Genomic DNA, 16,079 nt, shown 5'->3' on the forward strand with positions numbered 1-16,079 from the left:
TTGACAAAATTTAGCCATTTTAAGGCCACTAAATGTATCAATGTGCTAATTGATGACACGCCCTAAATACGTTTTGGGATAGAATGTAACAAAATATGTTTTTTACAGCAAACTATTTATCATCGCTTTTATTCAGGCATCAAATACAGCCTCTATGCTTGAGCAAATTACAATTAGCATGCAGGTATGATTGGTAAGTTTGCTAAAATAGCGCTTAACCCTAATCACAAAAGTAAAGATTTAAGATAATGCGTTATTTCGTTTATCTTGACGTACTGCTATTGATGTTTTATTACCGCCTATGAATGCTCTATTTCGCTTTTTTGAAAACCGTCTGCCCGCCTTTCCAGACACGCCCATGCCATTACCGTCACCTCGTGATGGCATGCTAAAGTTTCTGTGGGCATGTACCAATGGTCTACGTGGCTGGCTACTAATTTTTATGATTTTGTCCGCTGGTATCGGTATCTACGAGGCCATGCTGTTTGCTTGGATTGGTAATATCGTTGACTGGCTCGGCGTGTATACACCGCAGAATTTATGGTTAGAAAAAGGCGATATGCTGCTGATGATGCTAGCAGTTATGATCGTCAGCCCATTGTGGATTGCCTTGTCATCGTTTATCCACTTTCAAACCTTGCAAGGCGTATTTCCCATGCAGATGCGCTGGCGTTTTCATCAGCGTATGCTTGGGCAGTCTATGCAGTTTTACCAAGATGAATTTTCGGGTCGCGTGTCTGCAAAAGTCATGCAAACGGCATTGGCAGTACGCGATACCGTGATGACCGTCACTGATATGTTTATGTATGTCTCCGTCTACTTTATCACCTCAGGGGTGATTTTATTCAATTTAGACAGCTTACTACTCATTCCTTTTCTTATTTGGCTCGTTTTGGTTGCCATCACCATTTGGTACTTTATTCCCAAGCTCAAACAGACAGCCATTGTGCAAGCAGATGCCCGTGCATTGATGACAGGGCGAATTACTGATGCTTATGCCAATATCATGACGGTAAAACTGTTTAGCCATTCGCGTCGTGAGCTGGGTTATGCCAAAAATGCCATGGGGCAGTTTCTAGGTACAGTGCATGCGCAGATGCGTTGGGTCAGCTATTTAGAGGTATCAACCCATCTTATCAGTGTTATTTTGGTCAGTAGTACGGCAGGCATTGGGCTGTACTTATGGCAACAAGGCGCAGTCGGTGTCGGCGCGATTGCCGCTGCGACTGCCATGGCATTACGCCTGAATGGTTTGACACGTTGGATCATGTGGCAGACGGCCAGCTTGTTTGAAAGCATCGGTACGGTACAAGATGGTATGCGCACCTTGTCAGCGCCGCAGACGATCGTTGATAAACCTGATGCACCAGCGCTTGCCGTGACTCATGGGCGCATCGTATTCGACCATGTTGACTTCAGTTATGAGCATGACGAAGAAAACAATGAGCAATCAGATGCGTCTAGTGACGGTACTAGCTCACACACCAAGCTGTTAGACAACTTCTATTTAGACATCAAACCAGGTGAAAAAATCGGTCTGGTCGGGCGCTCAGGTGCTGGTAAATCAACCTTGGTCAATTTATTACTGCGCTTTTTTGATGTCGATAGCGGCAAAATATTGATTGATGGTCAAGCCATTGACGACGTCACACAAGAGTCCTTACGCCAACAGATCGGTATGGTGACTCAAGATACGTCATTGCTACATCGTACGGTGCGTGAAAACATCGCTTATGGTCGTCCTGATGCTACTGACGAAGAGATTATGATTGCCGCCAAACAAGCCCAAGCATGGGATTTCATCAAAGACTTGTATGATGATAAAGGTAATAAGGCACTCGATACTCAAGTGGGTGAACGCGGAGTCAAATTATCTGGCGGTCAACGTCAGCGTATCGCTATCTCACGTGTTATGCTAAAAAACGCACCGATTTTGCTCTTAGATGAGGCGACCAGTGCATTAGACTCTGAGATTGAATATGCCATTACCGAGAGTCTAAATGACATCATGACGGGCAAAACTGTCATCGCTATCGCGCATCGTCTTTCTACCATTGCCGCGCTTGATAGACTGGTCGTCATGCATCAAGGACACATCATCGAGCAAGGCAGTCATGATGAGCTATTGGCCTTAAACGGCGTCTATGCTCGACTGTGGCATCGTCAAAGTGGTGGCTTCTTAGGTGAAGACAATTAGACCGTATTGAGAAAAGCTGCAAAAAAGCAAATTGCAATAAACAGCCTGCAATAAATCAGTCATAATAAATAAATCACAAGGAAGTGTTTATTCTATGGAAGCATACTCAAACAGCATTAACCTTGGCGGAAAACAAGCGCGTTACTATCGTCTTAGCCAGCTCAACCAGCCAGTAGCGTCAAAAATCCCTCAGCGAACACCAGCACACTTTTATGGCGGTAATAGTTTCACTGTTGGCACCTATACGCCATTGTTGAACGAGCTGGCGACCGAGTTTGATATCAGCTCACTTGCCCTACGTGGTTATTGGCATGATAAGCCGCAGAGCCGCCGCCTCACTCGCGAGCAAGATGCCGACATGCTGATTGAGTTTTTAGAAAAAACACAAGACAAGCCAGTCGTTGGTATTGGACACTCACAAGGTGCCACGGCGACGGCGATGGCAGCAGCGAAGCGCCCAGAGCTATTCTCACAGCTATACCTCATAGAGCCTGTGACATTTACCAAAAAACAAGCCACGCTGTACAACTTGCTACCACGTCAATACTTGCTGAGTCGCGAACCGTTCAAAAGTACCCTCACCAAACAATCTACTTGGCCAACCGTCCATGATTATTATGAAAGCCTACGTGCACAGCGTGCTTATAAGCGTATCAGTGATGCGCACTTACAAGTGTTCGCAGCGCAAAGCCTGAGCAAAAATCCTGATGGCAGTTACACGCTGTTATTTGCACCCGAGCAAGAGCTGGCCAACTATTTTGGCGCACCTCATATCGATGCTGCGCTCAAAAAACTAAGCTGTCCCTATACCTTAATTACAGGCAAACCGACTTTATTCATCAGTAATAAGGTGCGACAACACTGGCAAAAATTCGTCCCTGATAGCAGCATCATATCGTTGCTAGACTATGGTCATCTACTGCCCATGGAAGCACCTGAATTATGTGCCCAAATCATCAATGAAAATTATCAACAGCGTCACAAGTAAGCTTAATCATGACGGATCTCTTTGCGCCTGCACCGACTGACAATCTGTTGCCTTACGACGGTAATGTCAATGATTTAGGAATCGTCATACACGATGCCGATGTGCGATATGACACTTTATTGACCGAGCTACCTTGGCAGTCAGATATCGTGACGCTGTTTGGTCAGACCCATGTGACGACTCGAAAAATCGTTTGGATGGGCGAAAAAGAGGCCAATTATCACTACTCAGGACAGGTACGGCAGACAGTCCCGTGGTCGAGCACCGTGTTTCAAGTAAAGCAGCACATAGAAGAGTTACTGGCAGAAATCGGTGTTATCGCTAATTTTAATACCTGTCTGCTCAATTATTATCCTTCTGGCTCTGAGGGTATGGGCTATCATGCGGACGACGAAAAAGAATTAGGTCATCAACCCATCATTGCCTCTTTATCTCTTGGTGCCACACGAAAATTTGTCTTGAAGCATAAAAAAACTCAAGATAAAGTCGAGCTTCATCTTGAGTCAGGTCAGCTAGTGGTCATGCATGGCGATACGCAAACCTTTTGGAAGCACACCATTACAAAAACTAAAACTGTTGCAGCGGGACGTATTAGCCTAACGTTTCGGCAAATGATATTGGGTTAATCCGCCTGCAAAACTATCTTGCCAAAGGCATCACCTTTTTGTAGCTCATGATGAGCCGCAACCACTTCAGAGAGTGGATAGGTTTTTTGAATTTTTAAGGTCAGCTTACCATCAGCCACTTGCTGTAACACACGCGCCATATCTTGACCGCTACGCTGCGACTTATAACCTGCCACTTCTAAGTTTTTTTGCTTACCAGCTTCTTTGAGCTTATCAACCCAGATAGTTGGTAACACATTCACACGTGCGCCAGATTTGAGCACACTCAGCGCACGGACACCAGCTTCATCACCGACCAAATCGAGCAACACATCGGCTTGCAAATCAGGGAAGTCTTCATCCTTGGTATAATCTATCCAACCTACCAACTTAGATTTGTCTATTAACTCATCAAGCTTGGCGTACTTTTCTGGCGAGCAGATAACTGTCACTTTAATATTATTTTTAGCCACTTTATTCATTAATAGCTGAATCAATAAGTGACCGACACCGCCTGCTGGCGCATTAATCACAACATGCTCACCTTTTTTGATATCGGCAAAATCCACAAACTGTAACGCCGTTTGTCCGATACAAGGCAACGCACCTGCCTGCGCTAAGGTGACATTTTCTGGTACTTTCGCAAGCAACTTGGCATCTACTGCCACGTATTGCGCATAACCGCTACCGCTAAAGGTCAAGGCTGCTACTCTATCTCCAACAGCAAACTCATCGCTATTGCTGCTGACTACTTCGCCTGATATATCAAACCCTAAAACAGCTGGCTGACCATTCTCAAACTTGTCTTTACGAATGTTCTCCGCACCCCAGCCTTTGCCTTGGCGGGTTTTATAATCTACAGGGTTGATACCAGCATAAGCGATTTTTACCAATACTTGGTCGTCCAGTAGTTCAGGAACATCAGCACCATCTTGGTATGTCATTACTTCAGGCTCACCGAACTCACGTATAAGTACGGCCTGCTGAGTCTTAGGTACGTGATGGTTAGCTTGTTGATTGTTATCAGTAGTAGAAGGTGTTGCCATCGTAGAATATCCTCGTATTTTATTTATTAGGGCAGCATAAGCTCAGCACTGATAGGCAAATGATCCGATAGCGACGACCATGGTTTCCCCGTATGCACCCATGCATCTTTCACGAGCAAATTGCGCACATAAATACGATCTAAGCTGAGTACAGGTAACTTGGCTGGGAACGTTGGCATTAGCTTACCATGGCAGTGTTTAAAGGCTTCTGTCATACCTAGGCTAGTGGCCAGCTTATCGCAGGACATCTTTTTCCAATCGTTAAAATCACCTGCCAAAATAAGGGGTTGATCAGGTGCAATCTCATTTCGCACATAATCGCTAATCGCTTGATATTGCTTGATACGATCGCGCTCAAACAAGTTCAAATGCGCACACAACACCACAACGGGCATCTCCCAACCAATAGGTTGGACTTCACAGTGCAGGACACCGCGCTGCTCAAGTTTATTGACAGTGATATTTACATTATGTTTTGGGTCTAGCGGAAAACGGCTCAATACCGCATTGCCGTGATGGCCATTCTCGTACTCTGAGTTTTTGCCATAGCTATTCTGTAGCTGCAAATACTCGCCAAACCATTCATGCTGAGACTGATCGGGGTATTCGTTGTATTGTATATTGCGTTTGAGGTTTTGGCCTTGCACTTCTTGCAAACACAATATATCCGAACCCACAGATTCTAAAGCTTGAGCAATGCCTTGCATTTTCACTTGTCGATTCAGCGGTGACATGCCTTTATGAATGTTATAGCTGGTTAAAATGAAAGAGTTTGTGGTAGTCATAGTTTGATTAATTATACACTCAGTATTTATAGAGTAAAAATCGATAGCGTAGCTGCGATAGCACCCACAATGGTAGTAATAATAAACATAAAAAAAGCATTGGTTCTTATCAAACCAATGCTCCCATGTTATACCTATATGCCATCAATGGCTAATTCGAAAACAATCATTATTAATAGGCCGTTTTAAAACATACCTTGGCAAATTAGTACCGAGTCACTAGAGCAATCGGCTGATCTTCGCCCATGATGTCTTGGGGCATAAATACCGCCTCACCGCCATTATGAATGACATGCTCAATGATTTCACCGACGGCATCGTCTGTGATACCTTCTGTAGTAGCATCATTTGCAGGGCTCAAGGTCTGTGCTTTTTCGTCAATTTTAGCGGACTGTATGTAGCCACGGCGTACATAAAGCGTCTCGCCAGCCCCTTGGAATGCGCTACGATACACTTCCTGCAAATCCGTCTGCAACATATTCGCACCGCGGGCTTTGTCCATTTCACCCAACGCAGCTTGATGTAGTGAGGTACGATAGTTTTCTACGGCTGCTTGTACACTATCTACAATATGCTGAGCGCTACCATCTTCTAAATTGGTTGCGTTCGATACCGTGGCAATGATGTTTTCTGGACGATCACAGACTTCTTTATAGTAGCCAATATTTTTTGCATCACCGACTATTATGAGAGGCATTTTATGCTCGCCCCATAGTTCTTGGACACTCTTGTCAACTTGGTTAAAGAACTCTTTTAAATGGCTACTCTCATTGTTTGCTGAGCGATCTGAACCACCATCACCCGTGGTATATAGCCCGTTATTTTCGACAGGGAACTGAATGTTTTCCATGTTGTTTTGGACATCATCCTCTTTGTCGAATTCTCTAACAACACGATCATTAGACGCTTCAATCAAACGCGCATTATCACGGGTCAAGACCACCGTATAATAATGAACCGCACTGGCCATATCGCGAACCAAGTCACGCGTAGCAAATCTGTCTGAAATCACAACGCGCTCTGTTGTGTCAATTGGCATACGAACCACTTGCACATCATCTGTACTCGCAAATATGGCCAAAGTATCGAGATTATAATTATGATTGAGCTCACTGATTTTATTTTGGATATTGTCTAAGATAGTGGTCGCCGTGCGCTTATCGTATTCTTTTGTCAGACGCTCTTCGACAATTTTTAATTGATTTTTTAGAGCGATAGGGTCTTGCTCGTTGGCGGGATGTTCACGATGTGTCTTAACAAAGATACTTACTGCAGGGTTGGCTTTCGTTTCACGTAAGCTTTTAAGAGTCGCTTTCATGTATTGCTCCTTGTTTTATTATCGTTCATTTTCAACTTTATGTATTTCTTTACTTATATCTTTCTTTATAAGCTTATAAATTCCTATCCGTGTTTTTCTGGCATCCTAGCGATGCCAAATATTCGCATTCCTTTACCTCGATGCTAACAACTATACCCCACTCACTGTAGGGTTAATTTGCAAGCAAATGATAGCGCTTTGTAAGTAGAGCACTCTGTATTGTTAAAGGGCCAATTTATCCAACGTCATCTTCTATTGGCGCAGTCATCTTTAAGTACTGAATTTAAGTATTAAAATCTCGCCATTTACTGTTATGTTGCCAATACCGTTCTAATCCCTTGAATGGTATATGAGCACTTAGGTTGTATTTTTACCAAACGAACCCATCTTTTATATAACCTACCTATAAAACCACAATATACTAAAAATTCAACGCACTATATTTTTGGTTAATTGATACCTTTTATTACATCACGCTTACTTAATAATTTATTCACTAATATCGGATACCTTTATGACATCTACTTCTTCAGATTTGCGCCTTGTTGATTTTGCCGACACTGCACCACATACTTTACAGAACCAAGTGATTGACGCCATTGATACTGCCAATGCGTTCTTAGATACACTAACAGTGATAGAAAAAGATAGTGCTGAAAAAATAAGCGCTGAACAAGCGCTGGCAGATGTGATGAGCTTTGACCATATTAATCTGGCATTGGATCGTAGCTGGGGTATTTTGTCGCATCTCAATAGTGTGATGAGTAATGATGATATTCGTCATGTTCACCATGAGCTGTTGCCAAAGCTATCTGCTTACGGTACGCGAGTGGGACAGCATCAGCCGTTGTTTAATCGCTATCAAGCTATCGTCAATGACACCGCATTTTTTGCTACGTTAGAGCCTGCGAGATCACGTGCCATTGAGCTTGCGCTACGAAGCTTTGAGTTATCAGGCGTTGCCTTACCTAAGGTGGAGCAAGAAAAATTTGCGGCTATCCAAAGTAAGCTATCTACCTTATCTGCGACATTTTCAGATAATATCTTGGATGCGACGCAAGCCTTTGCATGGCCTTTGGAGGACTCGCAATTAAAGGGCCTAACAGAGAGTGGTTTGGCACTATTGGCAGATGCAGGTGAGCAGTACAAGGCTCGCGAGCTTGCCAGCGGCACCCTTAGCCAATCAGATGTAGATGCGCTCCCTAGCCCTTATTATGTCGCGAGTTTAAATATTCCCGTATATTTAGCGGTCATGACTCATGCGGATGATCGCAGTCTGCGTGAGACGCTATATCATGCTTATGTCACACGCGCTTCTGAGTTCGACACGCACACCAATGCCAAAGGTGAGTCGCTAAATAACGCTGATATCATGAGTCAAATCCTCGCGTTACGCGAGCAAAAAGCCACGCTACTGGGTTTTGCAAATTATGCCGAAGTATCTCTATCAACCAAAATGGCAGACAGTGTCTTAGAAGTTGAAACGTTCTTGCGCAATCTGGCAGCACAAGCAACCCCTGCTGCCAAAGCAGATTTGGCACAATTGCAGAAATACGCAAGCGATTATGGCATTGACGAATTGCAGCCGTGGGATAGTGCCTATATCGCTGAAAAGGTAAAACAAAGCGAGTTTAGTTTGTCACAAGAAGAGATTCGCCCTTATTTCCCATTACCTAAAGTGATTAGTGGCTTGTTTGCTATCGTCGAGCGTTTGTACGGTATCAAAGTACAAGAGCAAAGTGAATCTGTATCACGTTGGCATAACGATGTGCATTTTTATCAGCTATTTGATGCGGACGATCGCTTGCTTGGCGGCTTCTATTTTGACCTATTTGCTCGCAGTGGTAAGCGAGGCGGTGCCTGGATGAATGGTTTTCAGTCTCGTTATAGCTATGACGAGCAAGATCACCAGCAGCTGCCTGTTTGCTTTATGGTCGGTAATTTCACGCCAGCACTTGATGGTAAGCCAAGCTTATTGACTCATGACGAAGTACTGACCTTGTTCCATGAATTCGGTCATGGATTACATCATTTGTTGACCCAAGTGACGGTCGGTGATGTCGCTGGTGTCAATGGTGTTGAGTGGGATGCGGTAGAGCTTCCAAGTCAGTTTATGGAAAACTGGGCTTGGGACGCTGAAGGCATCGCGCTTATCAGCAGTCACGTTGAGACTGGCGAACCGTTACCTAAAGACAAACTTGATGCCCTATTAGCAGTCAAAAACTTCCAGAGTGGACTGCAAACGCTGCGCCAAATCGAGTTTGCATTGTTTGATTTACTGATTCATGCTCACACGCCAGCGCTTAGCTATGACGATATTTTAGAGACGCTCAACACCGTCCGAAATGACATTGCTATTATGCAGACACCTGACTATAACCGCTTTGCAAACGGTTTTAGTCACATTTTCGCGGGTGGTTATGCCGCAGGTTATTACTCTTATAAATGGGCGGAGCTGCTATCAGCTGACGCGTTTAGTAAGTTTGAAGAAGAAGGTATTTTTAACCCAGCGACAGGTAAAGCATTCCGCGAGTCTGTCTTGTCTGTTGGTGGCAGTTTCCCAGCCAAAACCAATTTTGAAAACTTCCGTGGTCGTAGCGCCAGTATCGATGCCTTACTACGCCATAGCGGTTTTGCTAATATTGAAAATATTGATGCCGACAATACCAAAATGACGCGCGAGGTCATCTAAATGCGTTATCAGTCATCGAGTCCTAAGCGCCGATTTTTAGCAGGCGTGCGTTGTCCAAAATGTCAGGAAATGGATGCGGTCGTTCAAGTCAATATCGTCACGCCTGCACCCGATGAATACATTGAATGTACTCAGTGCGGACACACAGAGCATCGCCCCGACCCAGATGCCATCAGTGCAAAAAACCACTTAGAAGATCAAATGGCACGTGATGCTATGGCAACTGGCACCAGTGGCACAGTGAAATTTAAATCTTAAATATCTATTTTTAAAAACCAATTTAGGCCGTATTGAACAGTCACAAATACTTTATTATTTAATAATCCATTAAGCCTATCTATCAATAGATAGGCTTTTTATTTTGAGTTTGCTATAGTATGGCTAATTATATTCTTGACATGAATCGATCATAATATGAAACGAGAAAACATTCGCCCTTTACCAACCCACTTCTCCAAGAAAAAAGTGACTAAAATACGCCAAAAAATTTGGGTCGTGCTTATTTTAGTATTGTTGCTTATTGCTATTGGCTATTTGATTTTAGGAAGATCTGGCACTGAATCTACTCTACCTGTTCAAGGTACAACGTCAGTACCAATGACGGAACCGCTACAAACAGAGTTAACAACAGAAAATACGTCTGAAGAACCTGACAATACTGCGCTTAATGACAGTATGTTGACAGATGAAACCTCCATCGAAGCAAATGATGAAAGTAGTACGATACCAAATCCTGCTGCTATATTAGAGGCACCTTTACCAGAAACGGACAGCCTAGCCAAAGAAGAAATTGATCGTCTAGAAGACGAGCGCAAGCGACTGGCCGAACAAGAAAAACTGACTACCGAACAACTGACTATGAACAAACAGTTGACCGATATGAAGGCCGAACAAATTGACCTGCTTGAACAGCAAATAGCCCAACTAGAAGCAGCCAGCTCTACTAAAACACAGGCGCAGTAACTGCATACTTTTATCAAGAGGCATACGATGGCGAAACTACAACTCACGCATGCCTCTATTTTAAATAGCAGTGCGCAGCTACTTGTTTTACCTGTCAATAATGCTGGGGTCGTTTTGGACCCTGTTCTTACGCGAGCAAAGACGTTATTTCCCGATAACTATCAGCGCTACCATCGTGCCTGCCGTGATGGAAGTCTGATCGTGGGTAGCTGCCTGCTTCATAAGCGCACACGTGAACAAGCTGGGCTTGGTATCAGTAGTAACGGCAATCAACCAAGTTATATTGCTAACCTTGTTATATCAGATCATCCTTATCATCCAGCTCGCATACGCTGGCTAACTGCAGCGTTGGTTGATTTTCAGCAGCAAATGATCTCACTCATATGCTATCAAGGTATTCGTAGAGTGGCTCTACTTGCACGCCCGATCATTTATGAAAACCCGCGTGATGCTGAATCCAACAAAAATGATGGCTCAAATTCGCTTCCTTTAGATTGGTATACTGAGACGCTGCCTTTACTGATTGAGTACTTACAAGACTTGCCAAATCTGCATATCGACATACATCTGCCTAAAAATATCAATTTATAAATGGCCTTCTAGCTAGGACGGGTCATCAATTAGCACATTGATACATTTAGTGGTCTTAAAATGGCTAAATTTTGTCAAACATCCTCAGAGATCTTGTCAACATGTTCCATATTTACGGCGAGTCCTTCCTTGTTTGGCTGCAATTTTTCTCATTTTGAGCCCCACAATCTAAATAATGACATGCCCTAGGTCATCGTCTTTTTTGAGCACATAAAAAAACCGCCTTGGATACTCTGAATGAGCACCTCAAGGCGGTTTTTTATGACTTAAACTACATCAAATATTAAGTATTAGTTCTGCTCAATACCTTTCATAGTCAGCTTAATACGACCACGGTTGTCAACGTCTTGGACAAGCACTTTGACGATCTGACCTTCTTTTAGATAGTCAGATACATTTTCTACGCGCTCTTCTGCGATTTGTGAGATATGTACTAGGCCATCAGTGTTTGGCAATACGTTAACAAATGCACCGAAGTCAACAATACGAGCAACTGTACCTTCGTAAGTTTTACCAACTTCAACTTCAGCAGTCAATGCTTCGATTTTACCAATAGCGGCTTTAGTCGCTGCTTTGTTTTCACCAAAGATACGAATCGTGCCACCATCATCGATATCGATAACGGCGCCAGTTTCTTCCGTTAGCTGACGAATCATCGCGCCGCCTTTACCGATTACATCACGGATTTTGTCCGGATTGATTTCGATAACCGCATAGTTAGGCGCATGAGCGTTAATTTCAGTACGGCTCTCTGGCAATACTTTATTCATCGCATCTAGGATATGGATACGACCGGCATGGGCTTGCTTAAGCGCTTGCTCCATGATATCAGGCGTAATACCTTCGATTTTGATATCCATCTGCAGCGCAGTGATACCGTCTTTAGAACCAGCAACTTTAAAGTCCATATCGCCAAGATGATCTTCATCACCTAAGATGTCTGAGAGTACTGCGAAACGCTCGCCTTCTTTAACCAGACCCATCGCGATACCAGCAACTGGTGCTTTTAATGGTACGCCTGCATCCATCAATGCCAAACTTGCACCACAAACAGACGCCATAGAAGATGAACCGTTTGATTCAGTAATCTCTGATACCACACGGATGACATATGGGAAGCGTTCGCTATCTGGAAGCATTGCTTGTACACCGCGACGTGCTAAACGGCCATGACCGATTTCACGACGTTTTGGAATACCTTCACGGCCCGTTTCACCTACTGAGAAATGCGGGAAGTTGTAATGCAGCATGAAATGGTCACGGATAGTGCCACCTAGCGAGTCAATCATGTTGACGTCACGACTGTTACCCAATGTGGTGGTAACCAATGCTTGCGTCTCACCACGAGTGAATAATGCTGAACCATGCGTGAATGGCAATACACCAACTTGTACGTCAAGCGCGCGAACGGTCTCAAGATCACGACCATCGATACGTGGCTTACCTGACAAGATATTGTCACGAACGGTACGATACTTAAGGTCGTTATAGATTTCTTTTAGCTCAGATACCGTTTCAGCATAAGTTTCTGACTCAGCATCACCAGCAAGTGCATCGATAATTGATTGCTTGATTTCGTCAAGCTTAGCGTAACGTTCTTGCTTGTCTGTGGTAGTGTAAGCGTCAGCCACTTGCTCACCGAACTGCTCTTTCATGCTGCTGGTAAGCGCTTGGTCGCGCTCAGGGGCACTATACTGTTGCTTAGCAGTACCGATTTCTTCTGCCATTGACGCAATGTTGTCGATGACGATTTGCTGTTGCTGATGACCGTATAATACCGCGCCTAGCATCTGATCTTCTGAAAGCTCTGCCGCTTCAGATTCAACCATCAATACCGCAGACTTCGTACCAGCCACAACCAAGTCAAGATCACTCTCTTTGAGCTGTTCAATCGTTGGGTTCAACAGGTATTCACCGTTGATAAAGCCAACACGAGCAGCAGCAACAGGACCATTAAATGGTGCGTCAGAGATAGCCAAAGCTGCCGAAGCACCGATTAGTGCAGCGATGTCTGCAGACTGAGTTTTGTCTGATGATACAACCGTCGCTGTAATCTGAATTTCGTTCACATAGCCTTCTGGGAATAGTGGACGAATCGGACGGTCAATCAAACGTGACGTTAGGGTTTCAAACTCGCTCGCGCGGCCTTCACGTTTGCCGTAAGCACCTGGGATTTTACCCGCTGCATACATTTTTTCTTGGTAGTTTACGGTTAGCGGAAAGAAGTTTTGACCTTCTTTGGCCTCTGATTTTACGACCGCTGCAACTAGCACAGTCACGCCACCCATGTGTACTAAAATAGAGTTTGCTTGACGGGCAATACGGCCTGTCTCGATAACAACCTGCTGGTTGCCATACTGAAATTCACGCTTAATGGTATTAAACATTGTCATATAATCTTCCTAATGTTGACTGACAAAAGTGATATCAGCAACATAACAAGCTGATATCTGTCATAAAAATTCTGTGTATATGGCTACTAATTGACATTTTTTCTATCAGAAATTCTCTCAATTAATGCCAATAACGCTACTTGGTTATCTCATATATTTGTCTGTGCTAGACATCGTACTATTATGTATATTTGGTCGTTCAATTTTGGCTTTACTATAAATACTATCAAAAAGACTTTAAGTCAAAAGACTTCGGTGCTAAAAACCATACAGGCTATTTTTTTACGCTGTTGAAGGTCGGCTATTTACTTTGTACAACTGGCTCATCTATAAGCTAAAAGACAAATATTTTACAAAAAATCGCCGTATATGTAGTAGAGATGCTATCAAACTCACAAGGCATTATTTTACAGTGATTTATGGTCATTGACCAATTAATTGCAAAGTAGCACACTTATCGGCAAGAAATACTCACTACGAGGCTCAGTTAGCCCTGTTTGCGCCAATATTCCTCTTGCCTATCGCAAAATGTCCATCACAAATCACGCTATCTGAATGCTGCCTTCAAAATGAATAAGCATAAAAAAACGGCGTGAAACTATTCCACACCGTTTTTAGAAAAATCTATTTTATCGATACCAACAAGCAAATTCCAAGCGGTTTAGCAAAAAGTCTAAGATAGTGCCATATGATGGCGTCTTTTGTTTTAGCACCCACTCGTACTATTGTCGTTAGATTAACGACGTAGACCTAACTGGCTAATAAGAGTGGTATAGCGACCAAGATCTTTACCTTTTAGGTAATCAAGCAATTTGCGACGCGTGTTAACCATACGGATAAGACCGCGACGGCTATGATGGTCAGCTTTATGTGCTTTAAAATGGTTCTGCAAATCATTGATACGAGCACTCAACAAAGCTACTTGAACTTCAGGGGAGCCAGTGTCGTTTTCGCCACGTTGGTATTGAGCGATGATTTGTTCACGATCGGTATTAGTTAGCATAAATATCTCCGGCAATGCTAAAAACTTTAAGACAGACTATCATTTGAGTCGACTTTAAAGCATTAGAATAATAGTAATTTAACCTGCACGCCATTCAGGACAACCCTGCATTACTAGAGTTGACCTAGTGTACGACAAGCTCAGTTAGAAACAACCATTTAATACGTTTAGACTCATACATTATGTTTAGCAATTTCAGTACCTAATTGAGGTAATGGGCTAAATACAATAAATTATCTAAAACCTAATTTAAATGTGAAGGCAATTATAACAAAAAACTGCTGAACTATCAGCAGTTTTTCACAATACTTGTAACGTTAGATTTGGCTTTTGTTAGAAGATTATCTATCAACAGTATTGCCATTTGGCTATCTCTTAACATCAGCTTCTGTCGCATTACCACCTAGCTCATCATCTGCAAGCGGTGCGGCTGTAGTCACTTCCGCCAGACTTTCAGGAGTGGCATGCTCACTAGGGTTGATATCGTCTGCAAGCTTTTCAATCTCTCTTTCTTGCTCGTCCATATTGTTCGGCGAATTGCTCATATTAGCTCCTGAATTATTATTTTTTGGACTAACTGTAGTTGCACTCGTCGATATTAAGACGTGCGAACTATACGCGCATTAATGTCACAGGTGACATATCAAAAACCTTACTTGTCTTCTTTGGCACTTTCTACATTGTCTGCAATACGGTCAGCAGCAGCTTCGCTATGTTCAGTATGGTTATTTTCGGTCTGGTCTTTCAGCGCAGCGGCAGCTGAATCAGAACGTTGTTGCTCAAGCTTGGTATCGTTTGGATTAGCGTTTGACATAGTATTTTCCTTAGTTATGGTGATGAACAATTAAGATTTATTAGAATTTATGGGGTTTATGAAGCATTCATCATTGATTAGAGGACAAAAAACTCAAGATAATGCCTTATCGATGGCATCAACGAAATTGGTAATATCGTCTGGATTACGCGAGGTAATTAGATTGCCATCGGTTTGTACTGTTTTATCCACGTAATGTGCGCCAGCATTTTCTAAATCTGTCTGCAGTGTAGGATAGGCGGTAAGCGTTTTGCCTTTGGCAATGCCAGTATTAATCAGAATCCAAGGAGCGTGACATATAACAGCCAATGGCTTTGCTGCGTCATTGATAGCATGAATAATGGCATGGGCCTTCTGATTACCACGAATGGTATCTGCGTTGACAGTACCACCTGGTAAAACCAGTGCATCATATTCAGAGACGTCAGCATCTTCTGCAAAGATATCAGCCGTAAAAGTATCGCCTTTTTTTACGTCCTGTTGCATGGCTTGTACTTCTTTTTCGTTATTGGTTGTGATGAGAAGTGTTTTATAACCTTTGTCTTTCAGCTGGTTATTAACCTCTTCGTACTCTGCCTGTTCGAAGTTATTGTGTAGTAAAAAAGCAATCGTTTTCATGATATCCCTTTTATTCTTATGTGTGAATTTCTTTGAGCTGGTTTATTCTTATGTTATGTACTTTAT

Annotated in this window: 15 protein-coding genes; 7 read left to right on the forward strand and 8 right to left on the reverse strand. The window is 43.1% G+C overall.

The window, feature by feature from the left end:
• The first annotated feature begins 301 nt into the window (after positions 1-301).
• The 3 genes from QL982_RS02950 (at position 302) to QL982_RS02960 (ending at position 3,811) form a co-directional block, all read left to right on the forward strand.
• Positions 302-2,197 carry an ABC transporter ATP-binding protein gene (locus tag QL982_RS02950; protein ID WP_290162299.1) on the forward strand — a complete coding sequence of 632 codons (1,896 nt, stop codon included), beginning with the start codon at positions 302-304 and terminating at the stop codon, positions 2,195-2,197.
• A gap of 94 nt (positions 2,198-2,291) precedes the next feature.
• Positions 2,292-3,185: an alpha/beta hydrolase gene (locus QL982_RS02955; RefSeq protein WP_290162303.1), complete on the forward strand. Its 894-nt coding sequence runs from the start codon at positions 2,292-2,294 to the stop codon at positions 3,183-3,185.
• An 8-nt stretch (positions 3,186-3,193) separates the two neighbouring features.
• Entirely contained in the window at positions 3,194-3,811 is a 618-nt protein-coding gene (locus QL982_RS02960) for an alpha-ketoglutarate-dependent dioxygenase AlkB (RefSeq protein ID WP_290162304.1), read from the forward strand.
• Here QL982_RS02960 and QL982_RS02965 read toward each other — a convergent pair.
• The 3 genes from QL982_RS02965 to QL982_RS02975 form a co-directional block, all read right to left on the reverse strand.
• Entirely contained in the window at positions 3,808-4,836 is a 1,029-nt protein-coding gene (locus tag QL982_RS02965; protein WP_290162306.1) for an NADP-dependent oxidoreductase, read from the reverse strand. The two genes, QL982_RS02960 and QL982_RS02965, sit on opposite strands and share 4 nt — an antisense overlap.
• 26 nt (positions 4,837-4,862) lie before the next feature.
• Positions 4,863-5,621 carry an endonuclease/exonuclease/phosphatase family protein gene (locus QL982_RS02970; RefSeq protein ID WP_290162309.1) on the reverse strand — a complete coding sequence of 253 codons (759 nt, stop codon included), beginning with the start codon at positions 5,619-5,621 and terminating at the stop codon, positions 4,863-4,865.
• 205 nt (positions 5,622-5,826) lie between these two features.
• Entirely contained in the window at positions 5,827-6,939 is a 1,113-nt protein-coding gene (locus QL982_RS02975) for a hypothetical protein (RefSeq protein WP_290162310.1), read from the reverse strand.
• Between the two features lie 514 nt (positions 6,940-7,453).
• On the opposite strand from QL982_RS02975, the gene QL982_RS02980 reads away from it, so the two are divergent.
• From QL982_RS02980 to QL982_RS02995, 4 genes are all read left to right on the forward strand, one after another.
• Entirely contained in the window at positions 7,454-9,631 is a 2,178-nt protein-coding gene (locus QL982_RS02980) for a M3 family metallopeptidase (RefSeq protein WP_290162313.1), read from the forward strand.
• Positions 9,632-9,889 carry a YheV family putative metal-binding protein gene (locus QL982_RS02985; RefSeq protein ID WP_101204656.1) on the forward strand — a complete coding sequence of 86 codons (258 nt, stop codon included), beginning with the start codon at positions 9,632-9,634 and terminating at the stop codon, positions 9,887-9,889.
• A gap of 156 nt (positions 9,890-10,045) precedes the next feature.
• A complete protein-coding gene (locus QL982_RS02990) occupies positions 10,046-10,594 on the forward strand; it encodes a hypothetical protein (RefSeq protein WP_290162318.1) in 549 nt (182 codons plus the stop codon).
• Between the two features lie 27 nt (positions 10,595-10,621).
• A complete protein-coding gene (locus QL982_RS02995) occupies positions 10,622-11,185 on the forward strand; it encodes a hypothetical protein (protein ID WP_290162319.1) in 564 nt (187 codons plus the stop codon).
• Between the two features lie 290 nt (positions 11,186-11,475).
• On the opposite strand, the gene pnp is transcribed toward QL982_RS02995, so the two are convergent.
• From pnp to QL982_RS03020, 5 genes are all read right to left on the reverse strand, one after another.
• Positions 11,476-13,578 (reverse strand): polyribonucleotide nucleotidyltransferase, encoded by a 2,103-nt coding sequence (gene pnp, locus QL982_RS03000; RefSeq protein WP_290162321.1) that lies wholly within the window; start codon positions 13,576-13,578, stop codon positions 11,476-11,478.
• A 736-nt stretch (positions 13,579-14,314) separates the two neighbouring features.
• A complete protein-coding gene (gene rpsO / locus QL982_RS03005) occupies positions 14,315-14,581 on the reverse strand; it encodes a 30S ribosomal protein S15 (protein WP_045443035.1) in 267 nt (88 codons plus the stop codon).
• Between the two features lie 368 nt (positions 14,582-14,949).
• On the reverse strand, positions 14,950-15,126 hold the full coding sequence (locus QL982_RS03010; RefSeq protein WP_290162327.1) for a hypothetical protein: 177 nt from the start codon (positions 15,124-15,126) through the stop codon (positions 14,950-14,952).
• 107 nt (positions 15,127-15,233) lie between these two features.
• Positions 15,234-15,395, reverse strand: a complete 162-nt coding sequence (locus tag QL982_RS03015) for a hypothetical protein (RefSeq protein WP_290162330.1) — start codon at positions 15,393-15,395, stop codon at positions 15,234-15,236.
• 93 nt (positions 15,396-15,488) lie between these two features.
• Complete coding sequence (locus QL982_RS03020; protein WP_290162332.1) at positions 15,489-16,013, reverse strand: type 1 glutamine amidotransferase domain-containing protein; 525 nt, start codon at positions 16,011-16,013, stop codon at positions 15,489-15,491.
• Positions 16,014-16,079: the final 66 nt, after the last annotated feature.

Source organism: Psychrobacter sp. 5A.1 (genome assembly GCF_030407455.1).
Taxonomy (GTDB): domain Bacteria; phylum Pseudomonadota; class Gammaproteobacteria; order Pseudomonadales; family Moraxellaceae; genus Psychrobacter.